This is a genomic window from Colwellia sp. M166 (genome assembly GCF_024585285.1).
Taxonomy (GTDB): Bacteria; Pseudomonadota; Gammaproteobacteria; order Enterobacterales; family Alteromonadaceae; genus Cognaticolwellia.
On sequence record NZ_CP040755.1, the window covers coordinates 2,315,782 to 2,336,564 of the forward strand.

The following is a 20,783-nucleotide window of genomic DNA, read 5'->3' on the forward strand; positions in this document are numbered from 1 at the left end:
AAAATGACTAAACCTTACCTGAGATTAAATAAAGATGATGCGGCGGTATTATTAGTAGACCACTAAACAGGGTTACTTTCTTTAGTGCGGGATATTGACCCTGATAAATGTAAAAATAATGTCTTAGCATTGACCGACATGGCAAAATATTTTCAGCTATCAATCATTTTAACCACTGGCTTTGAAGATCGGCCTACTAGAAGCAATGTTTCCTGACCCACCTTATATCGCACGTCTCGGACAAATTAATGCTTGGGACAACGAGGACTTTGTTAAAGCCATTAAAGCAACAGGGGAAAAACAATTAATTATTGCGGGTGTGTCACCGAAGTGTAGGGTGTTTTCTGCACTGGAAGAAGGCTTAGGCGCCTTGTTTTCAAATCATATTGCTGATTACCGAAATTTGCTCACCCGCTACACGACAATACAGTCAAGATAACCGCACAACTTAATTAGGATCACGACAGCGTTTACGTATAGTGATCCAACAACAACCAAGAGGAAGATATTCAATGACTAAGGTAACAAAAATAGTTGCAATTTCCGGTAGTTTAAGAAAAGCATCCTATAATACGGCAGCAATCAAGGCTGCCATGACATTTGCCCCAGAAAATTGTGAAATTGAGCTATTAGAGATTAGCAAAATTCCACTTTATGACCAAGAATTAGCAGATAGCGGTACGCCAGAAGCAGTATTAACGTTAGCGAAAAAAATTCATGCCGCTGACGCGATAATTTTTGCCACGCCAGAATACAATTATTCGATATCAGGTGTACTAAAAAATACGATCGACTGGTTATCGCGCCAGCAACCCCAGCCATTTGAAGGTAAGCCGGCAGCAATAATTACCGCTAGCATGAGTTTTTTAGGTGGTGCAAGAGCACATTATCATTTGCGGCAAATTATGATTTATCTTGATGTGCACTTTATTAATAAACCAGAAGTCATGATTGCTAGTGCCCATGAAAAATTTGATAACAATGGTCAACTAACGGACAACATGACCGGTGAGTTCTTGCAGCAACTAGTGTCTGCATTAGTCACTTGGAGCGATAAAATAAACTCTTAATAGGAGAGCACAATGAGCAATGAAAGCCAAAACGTTGAAGCTTTATGTGATATTGAGGCTGGCTGCGGGGCCATAGATCAGTTAGTTTATCCTAAAGATAAAGATCTCGGTGGCTTTACTGTCCGTAGAGCTTTACCAAATCAAGCATTAAAGTCGGTAGGGCCTTGGATTTTCTTTGACCATATGGGGCCAGCCAGTTTTCCCGCGGGCGAAGGTGTTAATGTTCGCCCCCACCCTCATATTAATATCTCAACCGTCACCTATTTATTTGCTGGTGAAATTCTGCACCGCGATTCTATCGGCAGCGTTCAAGCGATCAAACCTGGTGATTTAAATTTAATGGTGACCGGCTCGGGCATGGTGCACTCTGAACGTGAACCAGATGAGGTACGCAATAGCGTGCATTCAGTGCATGGATTGCAGTTATGGCTAGCGCTTCCCGAGGCCCACGAAGAAACTGAGCCGGCATTTTATCATTACCCGGCAGCAATACTGCCAAAATTAAGTACTGATGGTGTTGCTGTTAGCGTGATGATCGGTACAGCTTATGGTGTAACTTCACCAACTAAAACCTTCAGCTCAACCTTATACATCGAAGCTAAACTTAACGCTGGGCAATCCTTAACCTTACCGACAGCAGATGAAAGAGCTTTATATGTCGTCAGCGGTGAAATTGCATTAAAAGATGCCTTAGTAAAAAATCATACCATGGTGGTGCTATCTGCTGCAGAAGGCATTGTCATTAAGGCGAAAACAGCTAGCCAAATCGCCTTAATTGGCGGCAGCAATGTTGGTCATCGATATATCGATTGGAATTTTGTTTCCAGCAAACAAGCCCGAATTGATAGTGCCAAACAGCAATGGATAGCGCGTGAGTTCCCTAGCGTACCGGGCGACGATAAAGAATATATTCCCTATCCAAGCTTGCCAAAAAGCTAACGTATAAAATAATTTAACGAATCAATGACATCAAAGTTAATCGCTTCTTATAAGCATATTAAGTCTATTGAGGTAAATGTAAGGTTGTTCGGTAAAAAGCATACATAATGTGTATTACTAATTGCCAGCAACCTTTATTTCTGCATTTAATAATTTTTTAAATGCAAACTTCCCTCCTAGCAACGGGTAATAAAAAGCGGCCAATCAATAAAAACCACTAAGCCATACTACCCAATTAGCCGGCAGTCCCGCTACTTTACATTGCTATGAAATTTTTACACGGTTGCCTGTAAGTATCACTAATAACAATGCCAGCGAAAATAACAAAACAAAATTATTATCCTAATAATTAATGACTTATTGGTTTGGCATGCTAATCGCATTCATAGGTTAACTTAATTAAAAGGAGAGTAAGATGAAAAACTCAATTCGTTCAATTGTTGCGTTATCACTATTATCAGTAGCTTCATCTTCGGCTTACGCTGAAAATACATGGCAAGATAGATCAAAAGATGCCTGGTTAGACGGTAAAGCTGAAAGCACACTACTCTTTAACACAAATTTAAATTCTTTTGATATAAATACCGATGTTCAAAATGGCGTAGTTATCCTCACCGGTAAAGTTGAAAGTGACGTTGATAAAGCGTTAGCTGAAGAGCTAGTTGCGAGTTTAGAAGGTGTGGATTCGGTAGATAACCGTCTTACCGTTCTGAATAATAAAGCAAATAAAGATAGCAAAATGCTAACGGCTCTAATGGATTCGAAAATAGCAACGGTTGTTAAGACCAAGCTTTTATTTGAATCAGAAATTAGTGGTACGGCAATTGAAGTGGAAGTAAAAGAAGGTGTCGTGACACTATTAGGCCATGCAGACTCAGATGCCGCTAAAGAGCTAGCCATTGCTATTGCAAAAAACACCACCGATGTAAAATCTGTTGTGGACAACTTAACAGTGACTACTCACTAAATTTATTTCAATAAATAAATTTAAAGCACACCTAAGGTGTGCTTTAAATTAACAAACACATATTGAATAACCTGAACTCAGAATAGACATTGAGCTATCGTGAAATGTTGCGATAGTTGAGCTTAGATTATTACATTCAGCCATGTATTGATGGTCACCATCAGATTAATGGTTGAAGATATTTATTGTCCCAAGTTCAGGTGAAAACTATTTGAATATTGGTCTATTTTTGCTCTTAATGAATAATTTGGCAGGATGACATGACTTCAAAAAACCTCGCTCAAGATAACGTAACCCGGCTAGCAAGCATTCAAAAAAATCATCAATCAATAGCGAAAATTAAAACCAAATTAACGCTCTTACTGGTGCATGAATTTACCCAGCAGCTCAGTCATTGGCAAAATATTTTTGCTGAACATTTTCAAATACAGACAGCAGATGATGGCTTAACTGCGTTAAAAGCAATTTTGAGCGGAAAAGTAGATGTGGTGTTGTCATCGGCAGAGTTATCTGGCGTGACCAGCTTAGATATATGTAAGTTTATTAAGCAACATAAATCAACCGAGCATATTCAAATGATATTTGTTAGTCAGCACTATAGTCAGCGAGAAGAAGCACAAGCCCTATCTTTAGGGGCCATTGATTATATCGCCTCAGACACTTTACCGAAAATATTGTTCAGTCGCGTTAAAAACCACATGAAATTGGTCAAACATAATAAAGATCTTGAGCAAATATCAAAAACTGACGCTTTAACAGGTATCGCTAATCGATGGTGGTTTGACAATCAACTAGAACTCGAATGGCAAGCGGCAATAAGAGGCAAAGGTGAAATATCACTCATTATGATCGATATCGATAACTTTAAACTTTATAACGATGAATTTGGCCATGTGCAAGGTGATGAGTGCTTAACATTAATCGCGTAATGTTTAGCCACAACTCAAAAACGTACGCAAGATCTGTGCGCTAGATATGGTGGTGAGGAGTTTGCAGTTTTACTACCCTTTACTGACTTAGCAGGCGCTAAAAAAATCGCCAGAGACTTAATAACGTCGGTTAATGAACTCAATATTGTCCATGCCAAACAAGCTAAACAAGCTAAACAAGCTAAACAAGCTAAACAAGCTAAACAAGCTAAACAAGCTAAACAAGCTAAACAAGCTAAACATCACAACGTTACCATCAGTGCTGGTGTAGCAAGTCATTCACCCGTTTTCGAAAATAATAAAAATTTCAACATTAAAGATTTTATTGAACAAGCTGACGTTAAGTTATATCAAGCTAAAACATACGGACGTAACCAACTTTGTTATTAATTACCGTTCTATGAAAATAAATATGTTAAAAAAATACTGACAAGAACTTGGGTAAATAAGTCAAATAACTAATAAGGTCTACAACTGCTATACACAATCAGACCGTTATTACTGCTGATATCAGCAAAGTAACACGACACTTAGCGCTATTAACCAGCCCAACAATCACTATCAGCTCACTACATCAGGCCTTAAGTAATACCGTAGTTTCTTTCAGCCTAGATACTCATGCTTAAGGTTAAATTTCATCACGTCAAACTGAAATTATATTAAGGTGGTCATTATTATTAATACCCCCGCTTGATTTTTGAAAAAATTTCAACGCCCCTGTAAAACTTGCAAAACACAGATGAACCCCAAAAGCAAAAAAAAAACATAAGCACTTGATATTAAATAGTTAAAATAAATTAAAAACCCTGGCGCAATAGTTGCTATTACATAGTGAGTGCAATGAATATTGCAGATTTTAATCACTGAAAAGGAAACTTAATATGTCACCGTCAAAGCAAGCAAGTAAAGATACATTAAAGAAAAATTTAACTGCTGAACATCCGGTAGCTGATAAGCTAAAAGACACCTTGCATGGCTCAGTGGATACATTAGCGGAGAAAGTTGGTACGGCGGAAGAGACAATTCGTGAAACAGCGCAAAGCAGCTCAGAAACCCTGGCAGCCAAACAAAATGAGCTTGAAGCGAAATGGAATACCTCGACAGTCAAGAAATACGCAACCGAAAATCCAGTGGTAACTGCCGGTATAGCTTTTTCTGTTGGCATGCTAGTGTCAGCATTCTTAAAACGAAAATAGTATAAGGCAATAGCTATGGATGTTTCAAGCCAGAATAAAAAACCAAGCTCGGCAGAAAACTCTGCTGAGCCGCAAAGTTTAGCGAGTCCTTCATTCAAGCAGACTTATGAGGGTATTGAGGCGTTATGGGAAAGTAAAATAGCTAAGTTAATCACATCGAAAAATTTAATTGCAGCTGAAGTTAAATTGAGTTTCAGCGCTATTTTGTTAGCTCTTGCTATTGCCTTAGGATTAACCCTTATAACCACTGCTGTATGGATACTATTGAATTTTGGCGCTGGTTTAATTGTCATGCAGTTAACCCAGTCCATTGCTATTGCCCTTACTAGCTTAATCACCGTGAACATATTACTTGGCTTATGGCTGTTTAAGCAGTTAAAACAAATTTGGAGATTAGTTGGCGTACCAGCGGCTCTCTCTGCATTTAATCAAAATAACTAAGCGATTTTAAAGGTAACTGAGATGAAATTTTTACTTGCACACCAACTAAAACAAGTCGCAAAAGCCAAGCAATTACACTTATCGGCATCTGCACTCGATAGACATTGCACTTTACAAACTAAATCTGACATCAAACGCTTGTTAGTATCAAAAAAAGGCCTAGTTGCAGCCTTTAGTGCAGGTGTAGCTAAGGGCTTAGTTAGCCAATCCGATAAGTCGTCAAAGTCTGAATTAGCAGGATTAATGAAAATGTTAGTTGCACTATAGTTAGTCTGAAACCTGCTTCTGTATTATCTCAGCATCATGTGTGCTATTGCTCATACCTAATGCTGCTAACGTACCAAATTTTTTCACCGGTCGGTGTTTTCACCACGACTTCGTCATCAAGCTCTTTTTTCAAACACGCGCGCGAAATAGGTGAGTCAATTGACGAGTAGTCATTGCGACCGTAGATTTCCTCCGGTCCAACAATACGGAATGTTAGTGTTTCATTGTCGTCATTTTCTAAACTCACCCAAGCACCAAAAAATACTTTGCCTTCTTGCTGAGGGCCATAATCAACAATTTTCAGCTCCTCGAGGATTTTACGCAGGTAACGCACACGGCGATCTATTTCACGTAAACGTTTTTTATTGTATTGGTAATCAGCATTTTCACTTCGGTCCCCTAAGCTTGCCGCCCATGACACCTTACGAGTGGTTTCTGGACGCTCTTCACGCCAAAGTTTATTGAGCTCATTTTGCAGTAAAAGGTAACCTGCACGAGTAATTAATTTTGTTTTCATAATTTGTACTGTAATCTACCTTGAAGATAAAGTAATGCTTTATACCTGCTGATATCGCAAATAATGGCGTTCTGCTCGCACGGTAGATATAAAAAAACACCACAACTAGCGTGGTGTTTTTAATCTGTGCAAATATACTCAATTACGATCACATCAAGGTGAAAGTGACGAGGAAAATAATTAAGCAATAATGGCGTTAATTATTTAAATACCGCATCAACAGCGATTACTTCAACATTTTTTTCCGGTAGTGCCAGCTGATAGCTTTCAATAATTTTATCGCTAGCTAATAACTCGGCTGGTTTTTCTGAGTTGTATTTAAGCGGCGAGACTTGCTCAGACAACAAACGTTTTTTCATGTCTTCACCATCACCAGAAATAAATACATATTGAATATCATCAGTTTGTAAGTTTTCTTTAATGACACGATTAACATCTGCTAACGATAACTTGGCAAATTGTTCACGAACATATTTCACAAACTCTTCTGTTTGATAAAATTCACTATCAAGTGCATAGCCTAGTTGTTGATCTTGGCTAGCAACGAGTTGTGGTGCATAGTTTGTTAAGTAATTACGTGTGGCTTGAAAGTCTTTCTCACTCATACCATTTTCAATTAGCTTGTCGAGTTCATATAAGGCAGCACGTGTTGCAAAGTGGGCATCATTATTTGAACGTAATGGACGTAACCATACTTGGAATATTTGGCTAGAGCGACCTAAGTTGGCGTCAGGCTTAGTTTGAAACATACCGCGCGGGAAGTATTCAATATATGAATAATCACCGTAGTTCATACCACGTGCTTGACGTATTTGTTGATACAAATAGCTGTTTGAGCTTCTGTGCTCACCGAAATATGAACGAACCAACCAAAGTGCAGCCCAGTCTTTGTCATTACGGATAGTATCGATTGGAAAACCAAAAGAAACCGCTGTTGATTGGGCATTTTTTTCTACAATAGTGGCATGATGGCCTTTTAATACCGGTGCTTTAGCAATGTTTAAACGTTTTTCATCACCCACTGGTAAAGCCGTCAAGTCGGTCATTAATTGTGCTTTTAAATCACTTGGCATGGCGCCTGTCATGCCCAGATGTAGTTTTGCTTGCGTTAATTGTGCAGCATAAAAAGCTTTAACATCTTCGATGGTGATCGCTGCTAAGTCAGATAAATCGCCACTGTTGAAGTTTTCATAAGCATGGCCTTGATAAATTTTGCTATATAGCACCTCTTTACCTAGCTCTTCATCATTAGATGACTTAAGACCAGACTGTATACCGTCAATCAGTTCTTTTTTCAGACGTTTAAAGTCATCTTCACGCCAGCCTGGATGCAGTAATTGATCACTGATCAACTGATACCACTGTGTTGCATTATCTTTATGAACACGACCGGTAAACGATATCATCTCTTTATCAAGTTGAGATGAAAACTGGCCTGCTAAAGGGTATAAATCTTTTTGAATATCTTGGTAACTACGAGTTTGTGAACCACCTTGCGTTAACATACGTGCCATTAATGCTGCCGTACCTTTTTTGCCTTCAGGATCTGCTGCTGCGCCAGTATAGAATAAAAAGTTAACATCAATTAAAGGTGAGTCATTGGTTTTATCTAATACCGTAAACTGGGCTTTGCGTGGTTGCACTGACTTAGTATTTAATTGAGTCACGGCTGTGTTCAAACTAACTTCTTGTTCAAAATCAGCTATTTTATCAAGTGCTGACAAAGTTACCGTAGTACGGTTTTCATCAATAAAATATTTGTTAGCAATACGCTGAATATCTTCGGCAGAAATATTATCAAAACTGTTATATAAATAGTTGATGGTTTCTGGATCACGATCAAAATGCATATAGCTGGCAAGTGTTGCCGCAATTGACTCAGAAGAGTCTAAGCTATTAACAAAGCTATACTTTAAGTTAGACTTTAAATTGTCTAATTTCTCTGTTGAAACCAGTTCTGTGCGCGCTTGCGCATACGTACGATTAATCGCATCACGAACCGTTGCTAAATCTTTTTCTTCATTAACTTTAACAAAAACATGGCGTAAACCAGCGTCTTTAGTTTCAGGGTTATAGTTAAACATTTGACTAGCCAATTGCTTATCAACCACTAATTCTTGGTACAACGCCGAGTTATTAGAGAAGTAAAGTTCAGAAATCAAGTCTAACGCTGCACGGTCTTTCTTTTTTGGTTGCCAATCAGCGCCTTTATAAGACACTAATAACCAGTGACCTGGCAAACCATCAAACTTTTCATGCACATAGCGTGGTGCAGTTTGTGCAGGCTCTTGAGTAATGTCGTTAACAAAATCACCTTTTTGCCAATTACCCCAGTGTTTTTCAACCATTGCCATGGTCGCATCGGGTTCAACATCACCAACAATAACTAAAGATACGTATTCTGGCTTATAAAACTGTTTGAAGAATTTCTCACCGTAAGCAATCTGCTCTGGCATAGCTTCTACATCTTCAAAAAAGCCCATAGTGGTATGCTTATAGGTATGAGTATCAAAGGCTTCTTTGCGCACCGCTGCTAACAACTTACGAATTGGACTCGCATTATTTTTTAAATATTCACCTTTTACTGTTAATGCTTCAGTTTTAAATTGAGCATCAGTATAAGTTAAATTTTTGAAATGGTCGGCTTGAATTTCGAGTACTTTATCTAAGTGATCTTTAGAAAAGTCTAAGTGATAATTAGTGTAGTCATTGGTGGTATAAGCGCCGTTATCAACGCCAGCATTTTTAAATAAATCAGCGTAAACATCTTGCGGAAATTGCTCAGAGCCTTTAAACATCATATGTTCAAAAAAATGCGCAAAGCCAGTTCGACCTACTTCATCTTCATCACGTGAGCCCACTGAAACAGGAATTTGAACGGAAACTAAATCAGGATAATCAGTTTTAACAATCAGTACGCGTAAACCATTCTCTAGCTCTTTAAAGACATAGTTTTGGCTGAATACTCTATTAGTATTGGTCTCTACTGCGGCATTTTCTGCTGTTGAGTTTTGATTAGTTTGCGTGGCTATACATGCAGAAAGTGTCAAACTAGCTACAATGGCTGCTGCTAAATATTTTATTTTCATTATCGATCCCTTTATTGATATGCTGCTATCTTATGAAATTGATTATAATTTTTCACCACTTTCAACATTAATTTATATAATATTCTGTAACAAAATACATACAACAAATGCATGAACACTGGCAACTTAGAGAAAATTTGGTATGAATAATGATTTTAAAAATAAAACGGTTATCATAACCGGTGCATCTGCTGGGGTTGGCGCAGCAACCGCAAGAACATTTGCCAACTTAGGGGCAAATTTAGTTTTAGTCGCCCGCGGTCAAGCAGCCTTAGATAAGATAACCGCAGAACTACAAGCAATAACATCGGTCATCAATATTGCCATGGATATTAATGATCCAGTAGCGAATGAAGCCTTGCTAATCAAAGCAGCAAGTGAATTTACTTCAGTGGATGTTTTGGTCAACAATGCTGGCTTTCATCAACGCGGCGATGTCGAAAAAAATCAAGCGGCAGAGCTTGCAAAAATGGTTGATGTTAATTTACGGGCCCCCATTCAGTTATCAACATTAATATTGCCTTATTTACGTAAAGCCGGTGGTGGTGCCATCGTTAATGTGGGTTCGCTGGCCGGCCGTACACCGTTACAAGGTGCAGCAACTTACGCAGCAACCAAAGCAGGTTTACGCGCCTTTACTTACTCCTTGGCAGATGAGCTAAAAGGCACAGGAATTTATATTGGCGTGGTTTCACCTGGTCCTATTGATACCGGCTTTATTATGTCGGAAATAGAACAAGTAGAAGACATTGTATTCTCACAACCAATGAGCAGTGCCCAACAAGTTGCTGATGCTATCATTAGTTGCGCACGTGGTGAGGCTGTTGAAATATCATTACCCAGAGCCAGTGGTTGGTTAACGACTATCTCTTATCTATTTCCAACATTACGCAGCGCATTACGACCGGCACTCTATCGCAAAGGCCGTAAAGCAAAAGAGCAATACAAGCAAGGTAGCACTAAGTAACAGCAGCACCTTACTTGGCTGATATCATGCATTGCTTAACTCGCTTTTATACGCGTCACTACCGGTGTTTGACAAACATCTAGCACCGGTGGTGGCTGCTTAAAAAAGAACGCATTATCGCGTTCAATACGTTCTGTTAACTTTTTAGCAAATAATTTACTTTCAGTATTTTTCACTTCTAACTGTATTTGTCCCGCTAGCGGCACATCTGCCATCATTTTCATCGATATTATCGGGGTATGTGCCGAACGACCAACGGCAGTTTCACCTTCTATAGACGTGGTTCGGGTAATGGCTTGTACATGATTCATGCCGTAGATCACTCGGCCAAATATAGTCATAATACGATCAAGATAACGCGGTGCTTGGCCATTGGTTATATAAAAGTGACTTGAAGCCGAATCAGCCTCATTACCGCGCGCCATAGCAACAACACCAGGGCAATGTGTTAGCCAAGCGCGATTTTCGCTTGGACTATACCCTAGCGAAAAACCATCCTTGAAACCTGTCTGTTCGGCAAATAAATCATTTTTCTGTACTAAGGTAAATGACCAATCTTTATCTGTTGGCCACTCACCTTCAAGTGCTAATGCTGTAACAGAGCGATCAGCAAGGCTGCCATCCTCAGGGCCTGCTTGGGCGACAAAACCATCAATAACACGATAAAATTTATTACCGTCGTAATGGCTTGCCTTAGTTAAACGGATAAATTGTTCTACATGCTTGGGCGAAAATTGTGGCGCGAGCTCAATAACCACTTTACCGTGCGGTAAGGTTAGCAGCACCATATTATTAATATCGACCGTGCGCCATTCATCTGGATTTTTAAGCGCATTGTCTGCTGCCACTTTGGCCATGATCTGTGCTTGAACATTTTGCTCAGCTCTTAGCTCTGCGCTAAGCGTCAAGCTTAAGCTGCCAAAAACAGCCAATGAAGTTAACAGTAATTTTTGAACTTGCATAACGTTCCTTTTCATTCTTGTTGTTATTTTAATAAAAGATATCAGTCATTATTTACTGTTTGCTAGTAAAGCAGAACATTTATTGGCCGGCTAGTTTTTTGACAAAAACAACCCGAATAAATGAATGATTGGCGTCAACGCAAGCAATTGATACCATAGTTAAATTAATTACTGATCTCAGCGCGGAGTTTTTGTGAATAAGAGTTTTATCACCAATTTTTTAGCCCTAATTGCTATTGTCTGTGGCTATATTTTTGCAAACAACATTATTTTCACCATCGGTTTATTTGCTTTATCTGGCGCCATAACTAATTGGCTTGCTATCCACATGTTATTCGAGCGAGTACCATTTTTGTATGGCTCAGGCGTTATTCCAGCCCGCTTTGAAGACTTTAAAATTGCTATTCGCAGTTTGATGATGGAACAATTTTTTACTGAAGAAAATATTGACCGATTTTTAGCCGGTAGTGATAACCCCGCTTCAAGCATTGATCTAGCACCGGTGATTAATAAGGTTGACCTATCGCCAGCTTTTGACAACTTAGTCAGCGTGGTTGAACAGTCTTCTTTTGGCGGTATGTTAGCTATGGTTGGCGGCACTGAAGCACTCCAACCGATGCGCGAACCTTTTATCGAAAAAATGCGCGCTTCGGTGATTGAAATTAGCCAAAGTGAAGAATTCAATAATATTCTACGAGCTGAGTTAGAACAACCTAACATCATGGCCGGTATGCGTGAAAAAGTCAGTGATATCATTGAAAAGCGCCTCAATGAATTAACGCCACAGTTAGTTAAAGAAATTGTGCAAAAGATGATTCACCAACACTTAGGCTGGTTAGTGGTTTGGGGTGGTGTCTTTGGCGGTATTATTGGTTTTATTGCTGCAATTTCAACAAGCTTTTAAAGCCAAATATCATAAAGTTAATGGCGTCAGTATTGCTCGACCAATAGTGATGCTTGTCATAACTGTACTACTTCAACATACTGTTTCAGCAGAATATATTGAGGCACTATTATAACCACAAAGATGCCCGCTCCTTGATTAAATTATACTGATAAGTTTTCATCTAAATAGTGCTCAGTTATTCACTGGTTTTTTTACTATCAATTTCTCTCGATTTATTTAACGTTTATGCTTTAATTTTAGCCTTATTGCCGTTATGCTTGCCCTTTAATCACAGGGATTAATACCGCGAGGTCAACACCAATGTTAAATCGCTTAACTCCCTCTCTTCGTACAAGGTAAACCCAGAAATGTTTGGTAGCTTAACGGCGTTGCCTGCCGATCCTATTTTAGGCTTGTTGGCTAAATATCGTGAAGATTCAAATCCTCAAAAAATCGACTTAGGTGTAGGTGTATACAAAAATGAAGCAGGCCATACCGCTGTTTTAGATTGTGTAAAAGCCGCAGAAAAATATCGACTCGATACCGAAGATACCAAAGTTTATATTGGCCCTACGGGTTCACCGCTTTTTAACGAAGAAATGAGCAAACTAGTTTTCGGTCACCACAAAGTGTTGCTTGAAAATCGCGCCCGTACGGTTTCTACGCCAGGTGGAACCGGCGCATTACGTGTTGCTGCTGAATTTATTAATTCATGCAAAGCTGGCGCAACTATTTGGGTAAGCAACCCAACATGGGCAAACCATACCGGCCTATTTCAAGCCGCTGGGTTAACCGTTAAAACTTATCCTTATTACGATTACGAAAACAAGAGCCTTGATTTTGATGGCATGCTGGCCGCTTTAAAAGAAGTGAAAGCTGACGATGCCGTATTGCTACATGCGTGTTGCCATAACCCAAGTGGTATGGATTTAACTAAAGAGCAATGGCAACAAGTTGCAGAAGTTGCTAAAGACATTGGCTTCTTACCGCTTGTTGATATGGCTTACCAAGGCTTTGGTGAAAGCTTAGATGACGACGCTTACGGTTTACGTTTAATGGCCGATAGCGTTAAAGAAATGATTGTCTGTAGCTCTTGTTCGAAAAACTTTGGTTTATATCGTGAGCGTATTGGCGCCTGTACCATCATAGGTGAAAATTCACACAGTGTTGATGTTGCCAATTCAGTATTACTGACCGTCATTCGTTGTATCTACTCAATGCCACCAGCACACGGTGCGGCCATAGTTGAAACCATTTTACATTCTGATGAGTTGCGCACTCAATGGCATGCCGAGCTGAAAGAAATGCGTGATCGTATTAACGGTAATCGTCAGCTATTAGTTGATAAACTTATCGAAAATGGCGTTACTCGTGACTTTAGCTTTATACCTCGTCAAAAAGGTATGTTCTCGTTCTTAGGTATAACGGCTGAACAAGTGCAGCAGTTACAAGACGAGTACAGTATTTACATGGTAGGTTCAAGCCGTATGAGTATTGCGGGTATTGCTAACCGCAACGTTGATTACTTAGCGCAATCAATCGCGAAAGTATTATAAGCTATCATTAAGCGCTCCCAACATTACCTTAGTCTAATGTTGGGAGCGATTCACAATAGGCACCCGTGATTCACTAAGTCACCTTACTTATCCAACCACTAAGCTCAGCCATGATTTCCTGCCTTAAGCCAAAACCGGTAAGTCATTTAAATTAAAAAATAATACCAAGTTTATTAAGTTTGTTCCCACTTAGAAACTTAGTAAAATTGGTATAATCTAATAATCGATTATACCAAGCCAACATAATTCGTTCAAAAATGAGTAAATGACCTAGAGTTACTGCTTCAAAAAGCTGCGCCTACACCAAGCATTACTTAGCTCATTGAATGCCTTGCCATTAAATTACTAGAGCTCTATATAAAGCAAAAATTAATAAAAACGGCTTTATTCTCGCTGCTCTAATGAACTTTAGCGTACTTATATTTTCCCGCGACTTTACTAGGTGTTTTTGCTTTAGAGAAACTAATTTATGCTATTGTCTGGATGAAGTGGCGGTTAGAAAGTAGTTTATCCAATCGACATTTTTGCCGGAATTTTTTATAGCATTTATGGCATAAATGATCTTGTATTTACGGTTACTTTTACTTATGTTTGCTTTGCGTGTCGTCGAAAAATCAGTCCTAACCAGGAGCTGTGATGCTAATTGTTTCAATTTTTATACAAGGAATATATTTATGATTAAGCCCAAAGCAATAGATCATATCGTATTACGCACAGAGCACTATCAAGCACTTATTGATTTCTACTGCCAGGTTATAGGTTGTGTTGTTGAACGCAGATTACCCGAGAAAATCGGCTTAACCCAGCTCAGGGCAGGCTCTGCACTTATCGATATTGTGGATGTAATCAATGGTGAGTTAGGTAAAGCTGGTGGTCCAGCACCACAACCCACAGGTAACAATGTTGATCATTTCTGCCTGCAAATAGAGCCCTTTGATGAGGCAGAGTTAACCTCCTATCTCAGAAGTAAGGGCGTTGAAGTTGGCGAATTTCAAGAGCGATATGGCGCGCAAGGTATGGCACGTTCACTGTATTTAAAAGATATTGCCGGTAATAATATTGAACTACGCGCCGCGATATAAAGCAATGTCTAAAACTCATTCTGTCTTAGGCATTAGACCTTGCTTGCGCCAATGTCGGCACGTATTGTAGTGATTCTGAAATGAAAGCGCTTTGCTTTAACCGGCTTTATCGTGACGCCGCACTAAAGGCTTAACACTGACCCCGTGGATAAATATTGACAGGGTAATGGCGATGAATACCAAGTGGATCAACTCCAAGGCGAGATCTTGCGGCAGTCCATGTTGAATCGCATACATAAGATAGTAGAGTGAGCCAATGCCCCGTACGCCAAACCACGCACTCATCCCCCGAATAGGCATCGGCATGCCTGAACGCCACAAACCGATATAGACACTTAACGGACGTGCCACCAAAAAAATAAAAGTGGCAAAGCCGACTGCACGCCAACTCCAAGAATCAATAAATAAGGTCCCGCCCAATAATATAATCAACACTAGCTCAGATAAACGCTCCAAGTGCTCATTAAAAATTAATGTGCCTTCACTTAAATGTTGAAATGGTGCATTACTCTCTTCGGTAATTTCTGCGGCTTGTAATTTTGCTGGCTCTACTGGTTTTTCTTTGTTGGAAACCAACGAAGTTTCGGTTTGTCTCAAGGCTACAGCTGCAACAAACACAGCTAAAAATCCCCAGGCATCCACCAACAAACTCGCGCCGTAAACAGTGGCAATCAAGCCAAGTCCAAGAAAATCATGTAAAACAGTAATTTTTTGCTCTCTGCTGCGTACATACCACACCAAGTAGCCGAGTAAACATCCAAATAACACGCCAATACCGAGACCGGCAGCAGTCGCCCAAATAATGTCAATAAGCAACCATTGGCTGCCAAATTCACCGAGTTCATGCAGCCCTAAAAGACCCAGACCTAGCATAACAAAGGGAAAAGCAGTGCCATCATTCATTCCTGCTTCACAAGTTAAGGCAAAACGTAAATGATCTTCGTCACCGTGGTGGCGAACCTGCACATCTGTGGCTAAAACTGGATCTGTAGGTGCAATGATAGCGCCTAGTAATATCCCCGCCCCCAAAGGCAGTTGCAATACATAATATGCAAAGGCGGCAACTAGCGCAACAGTGATCAGCATTGAAAAAAACGCTAGTTGAATCGGGCTACGCCAGCGTTTAAAAGTAACCGGCACTGGCATTTTAACGCCTGCTGAAAATAGCGAAATTAACACCGCACACTCGGTCAACAGCTCTAAAAATCCAGATTGCTCTAAGGGGTTGAAATGAAAAAGTGCAAACCCTGTAGGGCCGATCATGATCCCCACGGCAAGATAAAACATAGATGAAGTAATGGGCAGCCGATTGATCACGACGCTAAGAAAGCCCATGCTCAACATTAGCGCGCCAATTAAAACAAACCATGAGGAAATTGCCATATTCGTACTCCATTTTTTCGTCGTGTTAGTACTTTTCCTGCATTATATCGGCATTGACAGCCAGATAGACCTCCTATTCGCCATGTCATAAACTAAATTAAGCACACTGAATATCAAGCGAGTAGAGCTTATTTTCGTTCAGTTAAATTATCTTCATTGGCTGTCTAATCAGGTGTGCTTGTACTTTTGCCTTGATGATATTATTCATCAGACCAACCAATTGATATAAAAAATAAAACAACAAAAATAACGCCAAAATAATTAACATGGTTTTACCGCCACTGATATCAACTAAAACATCGCGAAAAACAAGAATAGGTTGATGAATAATATCACTACTCTCTAAACGTTGAAAACGTCCCAAATATACGCCTAAAGCGGCTAATAGATGAATAATAGGCACAAACGCTTTGCTTAAAAAGCCTTGATTTGTATATTTTAAATATTGTTCGGCCCATTGAATTGAAATAACGTAAAACTCAAAATTAACCAGTAAAAAAATGGTGTAAAATGGTAGCAATACTAGCAGTAGATATGCAGTTGAAATATTGGGAGATTTCACCGCGGCAATCAAATGAATAATATCGGTAAGCACGTAAGCACTATTAGGCAAAAATGCGACAAACACTAATAACAGTAACCACCAAAAGACATTACGATGATGGCTCACTTTAAATAAATAAAATGCCAAGACGAAAGGAATAAAAGCTAAAATAAAGTTGATAACTACAGTAAAATGTACTGGAACTGAGTGCATTACTTATCCTTAAAATAGTATTTATTTATCAAACCTTTTAGCTCTGAGTAGCTAATTTACAATGTCAATTGGCTCTGGCTTAATCAAAATATTTGTATCAAAACCGATAAATTTGCCACTCCAAATAAACACCTGCCAAACCAAAACCCCAAAAGGAATGTAGCCAAAGTAACCCAATAGCGGCATTTCAGAAAAAATATGAATGACATTAACGTACGGAATATCATAAATCCAATAATTCGGATTAGTAATAGCTAACAACTGGTTCACGTTACTACCATAATTCCACATTTCCCAAAACAGGCCATTTAACAATGATGAAACACCAATGAGTACTCCCGCAGTCCAGTTGCCTTGCGCAATATCAGTAAATGGATTCCAAATATTTACCCGCATTAAAATCCCGGTCATCACAGCAAATGGACCAATCCATACCGCCCAGAATAATTCATAGGGCCAGTAAACCATCGCTGCAATCAATACCGAACCAATAAATACCATATAATTACCATTCAGTGCCATTTTAGGACCATTCTGGTATCGCACTTTCATTTTTGGAAAAGTATGCAATAGGTTAAACCATTGAAACAATACCGGAGTTACCGTGGAGTAGGTAATTAAAAACTCTATGGTCAATACGGTTTTTGACCAAGGCATCTGCTCAGCATTCGGATAGTACCAATTACCTAAAACAAAGTAGTCGTAATATTCAAAATAAACCCAACCTAGAATAGAAATACCCGCACTGATCAATAGGGTCAGCGGTTTTTTGGAGAATAACGATGCGCCATTGTTTCGTTGATAAACAATGCCATCTAAAAAGAAAATAAAGCCCCACCATAACGGTGTAAAAGCCCAATGCACTAAATCACCAAACACCGTAACCCGTGTCCACATTAACCACCAAAAAAAGCCCATAACAATACCGCCAAACCAAAACCACCAAGGTAGTGATTTAGTCGACTTTGTTCTTGGTTCGACCGGTGCACCTTTAAAACCAAAGTACTGTGGCATTAAAATCAACCCACCAATATAGATAACCCCTGCCAGCATGGCTAAAAAATAAGGCAAACTAAAACCTGGCGCATTGGCAACAAACTGCGGTGGAAATTCACCGAATTTAGGTGGTAGATGGCTTGGGTAAATAAACCAAGCAACAATTAACGGGATAAGTAAGGTCAGTAAAACCGGCCAAAGTAGTTTCCATTTCATTAGCATGCTCTCTTGTTATTATTGTTATGGCTACAACTAGCATGATTAAAATATCAAGCGTTTAGGCCAATGTAAACCTGAAAAAAGGCTTAAAACCAAACACGAAAAATTAATACTCGATGACGAACTCACACTATTTCATCAACACTCAGTCGACCGAACTATCTGGTTGACCACCGAACCTTAAATATAAAAAAACTGAATTAAACTCAGCTTTTCAATGTTTCTGCTATCACAGTCAGTAGACTAAAACTTATAGCTCGCTTCGATACCCAATTGCCGAGCTTCTGCTTTTAATTCAGTGACCGCACCCAGTGCTGCAATAGAGTTAAATCTGAGTTCACTATACTCGGTATTGGTTAAGTTTTTAGCCCATAGCGTTAACGTTAATGCTTGGTTTAATTCATAACTAATATGGCCATTAATAACGACAAAGTTTGTTTGTTCAATATAAGGATTTTCTTCTTGATCAAAATAAAAATTTGATTGAAAGTCGAAGCTAAGTTGAGCGATTAGATCTCGGTCCATTATTGTCATTTCATGAATAATAGCGCCACTAACATTCCACTTTGAAGCAAAAGGTAAGCGGTTATCTTCCACCACAAGACCATTTTGATTGAATTCACCCATATTAGCTTTAGGTAAATAACCGATATTTAATCTTAATTCCCAATCATGACTTGGTATCAGCAGCAATTCCGACTCCACGCCATAGATAGTAGAGTCACCGGCATTCTTTAAAACATGATCAACAGCAATACCTTGGGTTTGGTTAACAAAAACTTGCTGATCTTTATAATCATAATAAAATGCCGCTAAGTGTAAACGAGCATTACGTTGCCAAAACTGTAAGTAAGCACCAAGTTCATAGGCATCAAGTTTCTCAGGCGCATATTCAGACGCCATAGCCTGTGCTTGACTCGTTGAGTAACCCGCATTATAACCACCACTTTTATAACCTCGTGCATAACTATAATATAAGGACGAGTGCTCATTTAGCTTTTGATTTAATGCTAACTTGCCAGAAAACTCATCATCTTGAACTCGTCCTTTTTCATTCCATTTATCGCGCTCAAAACCAAAAGCTACCGTATCTTTATCGGCATTGGCATGATATTTGGTTGTTTCATCGGTGTAGCGCATGCCAGCAGTCACTGTAAACACGTCATTAAGTCTATGCTCAATCTGTGAGTAGATAGCAGATGAGCTATTTTCTAATTGATTGTCATAGAAATATTGAGCAGCAACAGTTTCAAATCCAGGCACTGGTCGAAAATCTCGAAATAGATCAAAGTTATTATTTTGTTGAATCTCTTCATCAACATAAAATAAACCACTGACCCAATGGTTATCACCAAAATCAATGGCTAAACTCAGTTCTTGACTGAATAAAGTATTATCCGTTGCCATAGCGCCTTCAATGAAGTTACCTGGGCCATCAGAATCCCAAGAATGAAAGCGTACTAATGAACGATAACCACTAATCGATGTTAATAATATATCGTCACTTAATTGCCATTCAAATTTAACACTAGTGCCCCAACTATCGGTATCATGTTTGCGATCGGCCGTATCAGCATTTACATCCCAAAAATCATTACCATCAATTTGATTGCCAAAGTTATCGGCACATAAACTTGAACCTAGCTGTGAAGTTTGGCAATTACCACTACCATCTACTCGCCTAATACCTAGGCTAGCAATCGGTTTGGGTTTACCAGACCAATCTTCAGCATGAAACTTACTGGTAATGATTAAGTCATCAAACTCAGATTTAATAATTAAACGCACATTGGTTTGCTTTAAGCCACCATCAGGCTGATCAGGCATTTGATTATTTGTAGAAAAATTATAATCTTGATGACTGATAGCAAAGCGCATCGCCGTACTATCGCTAATAGGTACATTGACCGCAGCTTCCAAAGAAAGCGTATCATGCTGCGCAACACTGGCATTAATATAACCAGCAAACTCTCTATCGGGTTGCTTCGAGCGTAAAAGAATTGCACCACCTGTGGTATTACGACCAAATAACGATCCTTGTGGACCACGCAAAACTTCCACATGCTCTAGATCGAATAAATTTACCGACAAATTATTTGCACTACCGCTAACAATACCATCTGAATAAATCGCAATCGGGGAAATAGTTGAAGTGTTATAATCAATCATGCCCACACCACGAATATTAAAGGCAGGAGGGGTACCTTCGCCGGCATTATTGGTAATTTTTAAGTTTGGCACGAATGCAGAAAGTTGAGTGGTATCTTTCAACTGCTGGCGAGCAATATCTTCACCGTCAAGTACCGAAACAGCAACGGTAATATCATTAATCTTTTGCTTACGCTTTTGCGCGTAGACCTCAATGACTTCCATGCTACGTTCATTTGTTTGTAAATGACTTGCTTGACTATCAAGTTTATTTTCAGCACAGACAAAAAATGGTAACAAGGTAAGGCAAGCCGCATTTATCGCAATCGACAGTGGATTTGATCTGAACATTTATTTCCCTTCAGGAAGATTGTTTTTATCCCGTGTGACCATGGCTTAAAAATTGTTTCAT

17 protein-coding genes and 2 pseudogenes are annotated in these 20,783 nt (G+C 39.2%); 12 read left to right on the top strand and 7 right to left on the bottom strand.

The features are described 5' to 3' along the window. Window positions 1–3 precede the first annotated feature (3 nt). The 8 genes and pseudogenes from FGD67_RS21785 (at window position 4) to FGD67_RS10585 (ending at window position 5,809) form a co-directional block, all read left to right on the top strand. Window positions 4–439, top strand: a pseudogene (locus FGD67_RS21785) (hypothetical protein). Window positions 440–512: 73 nt separating this feature from the next. After that, complete coding sequence (locus FGD67_RS10555; RefSeq protein ID WP_257174959.1) at window positions 513–1,070, top strand: NADPH-dependent FMN reductase; 558 nt, start codon at window positions 513–515, stop codon at window positions 1,068–1,070. 12 nt (window positions 1,071–1,082) lie between these two features. Then, on the top strand, window positions 1,083–2,009 hold the full coding sequence (locus FGD67_RS10560) for a pirin family protein (protein WP_257174960.1): 927 nt from the start codon (window positions 1,083–1,085) through the stop codon (window positions 2,007–2,009). Window positions 2,010–2,424: 415 nt separating this feature from the next. After that, window positions 2,425–2,976, top strand: a complete 552-nt coding sequence (locus tag FGD67_RS10565; protein WP_257174961.1) for a BON domain-containing protein — start codon at window positions 2,425–2,427, stop codon at window positions 2,974–2,976. 260 nt (window positions 2,977–3,236) lie between these two features. Continuing rightward, window positions 3,237–4,295 (top strand): annotated as a pseudogene (locus FGD67_RS10570) (diguanylate cyclase). Window positions 4,296–4,786: 491 nt separating this feature from the next. Continuing rightward, complete coding sequence (locus tag FGD67_RS10575; RefSeq protein WP_257174962.1) at window positions 4,787–5,101, top strand: DUF883 domain-containing protein; 315 nt, start codon at window positions 4,787–4,789, stop codon at window positions 5,099–5,101. Between the two features lie 15 nt (window positions 5,102–5,116). After that, window positions 5,117–5,542, top strand: a complete 426-nt coding sequence (locus FGD67_RS10580) for a hypothetical protein (protein ID WP_257174963.1) — start codon at window positions 5,117–5,119, stop codon at window positions 5,540–5,542. A gap of 21 nt (window positions 5,543–5,563) precedes the next feature. Continuing rightward, on the top strand, window positions 5,564–5,809 hold the full coding sequence (locus FGD67_RS10585) for a hypothetical protein (protein ID WP_257174964.1): 246 nt from the start codon (window positions 5,564–5,566) through the stop codon (window positions 5,807–5,809). A gap of 43 nt (window positions 5,810–5,852) precedes the next feature. Here the strand turns inward: FGD67_RS10585 and greB are convergent, their stop codons facing one another. Continuing rightward, a complete protein-coding gene (gene greB, locus FGD67_RS10590; protein WP_257174965.1) occupies window positions 5,853–6,326 on the bottom strand; it encodes a transcription elongation factor GreB in 474 nt (157 codons plus the stop codon). Window positions 6,327–6,526: 200 nt separating this feature from the next. Further along, complete coding sequence (locus FGD67_RS10595) at window positions 6,527–9,415, bottom strand: pitrilysin family protein (protein WP_257174966.1); 2,889 nt, start codon at window positions 9,413–9,415, stop codon at window positions 6,527–6,529. Between the two features lie 142 nt (window positions 9,416–9,557). On the opposite strand from FGD67_RS10595, the gene FGD67_RS10600 reads away from it, so the two are divergent. Then, on the top strand, window positions 9,558–10,382 hold the full coding sequence (locus FGD67_RS10600) for an SDR family oxidoreductase (RefSeq protein ID WP_257174967.1): 825 nt from the start codon (window positions 9,558–9,560) through the stop codon (window positions 10,380–10,382). Window positions 10,383–10,417: 35 nt separating this feature from the next. Here FGD67_RS10600 and FGD67_RS10605 read toward each other — a convergent pair whose 3' ends face one another. Further along, window positions 10,418–11,344, bottom strand: coding sequence for a peptidylprolyl isomerase (locus FGD67_RS10605; protein ID WP_257174968.1), 927 nt, complete (start codon window positions 11,342–11,344; stop codon window positions 10,418–10,420). A gap of 193 nt (window positions 11,345–11,537) precedes the next feature. Between FGD67_RS10605 and FGD67_RS10610 the strand changes: the two genes are divergently transcribed. From FGD67_RS10610 to FGD67_RS10620, 3 genes are all read left to right on the top strand, one after another. Beyond that, window positions 11,538–12,248, top strand: a complete 711-nt coding sequence (locus FGD67_RS10610) for a DUF445 domain-containing protein (protein ID WP_257174969.1) — start codon at window positions 11,538–11,540, stop codon at window positions 12,246–12,248. Window positions 12,249–12,598: 350 nt separating this feature from the next. Beyond that, a complete protein-coding gene (locus FGD67_RS10615; RefSeq protein ID WP_257174970.1) occupies window positions 12,599–13,786 on the top strand; it encodes an amino acid aminotransferase in 1,188 nt (395 codons plus the stop codon). 674 nt (window positions 13,787–14,460) lie between these two features. Further along, window positions 14,461–14,868: a VOC family protein gene (locus tag FGD67_RS10620; protein WP_257174971.1), complete on the top strand. Its 408-nt coding sequence runs from the start codon at window positions 14,461–14,463 to the stop codon at window positions 14,866–14,868. Between the two features lie 96 nt (window positions 14,869–14,964). Here the strand turns inward: FGD67_RS10620 and FGD67_RS10625 are convergent, their stop codons facing one another. From FGD67_RS10625 to FGD67_RS10640, 4 genes are all read right to left on the bottom strand, one after another. Continuing rightward, window positions 14,965–16,251 carry a sodium:proton antiporter gene (locus FGD67_RS10625; RefSeq protein ID WP_257174972.1) on the bottom strand — a complete coding sequence of 429 codons (1,287 nt, stop codon included), beginning with the start codon at window positions 16,249–16,251 and terminating at the stop codon, window positions 14,965–14,967. Window positions 16,252–16,393: 142 nt separating this feature from the next. Then, window positions 16,394–17,008 carry a DUF1361 domain-containing protein gene (locus FGD67_RS10630; RefSeq protein ID WP_257174973.1) on the bottom strand — a complete coding sequence of 205 codons (615 nt, stop codon included), beginning with the start codon at window positions 17,006–17,008 and terminating at the stop codon, window positions 16,394–16,396. Window positions 17,009–17,059: 51 nt separating this feature from the next. Next, window positions 17,060–18,220: a hypothetical protein gene (locus FGD67_RS10635; RefSeq protein ID WP_257174974.1), complete on the bottom strand. Its 1,161-nt coding sequence runs from the start codon at window positions 18,218–18,220 to the stop codon at window positions 17,060–17,062. Between the two features lie 246 nt (window positions 18,221–18,466). After that, window positions 18,467–20,722 (bottom strand): TonB-dependent receptor, encoded by a 2,256-nt coding sequence (locus tag FGD67_RS10640; RefSeq protein WP_257174975.1) that lies wholly within the window; start codon window positions 20,720–20,722, stop codon window positions 18,467–18,469. Window positions 20,723–20,783 lie beyond the last annotated feature (61 nt).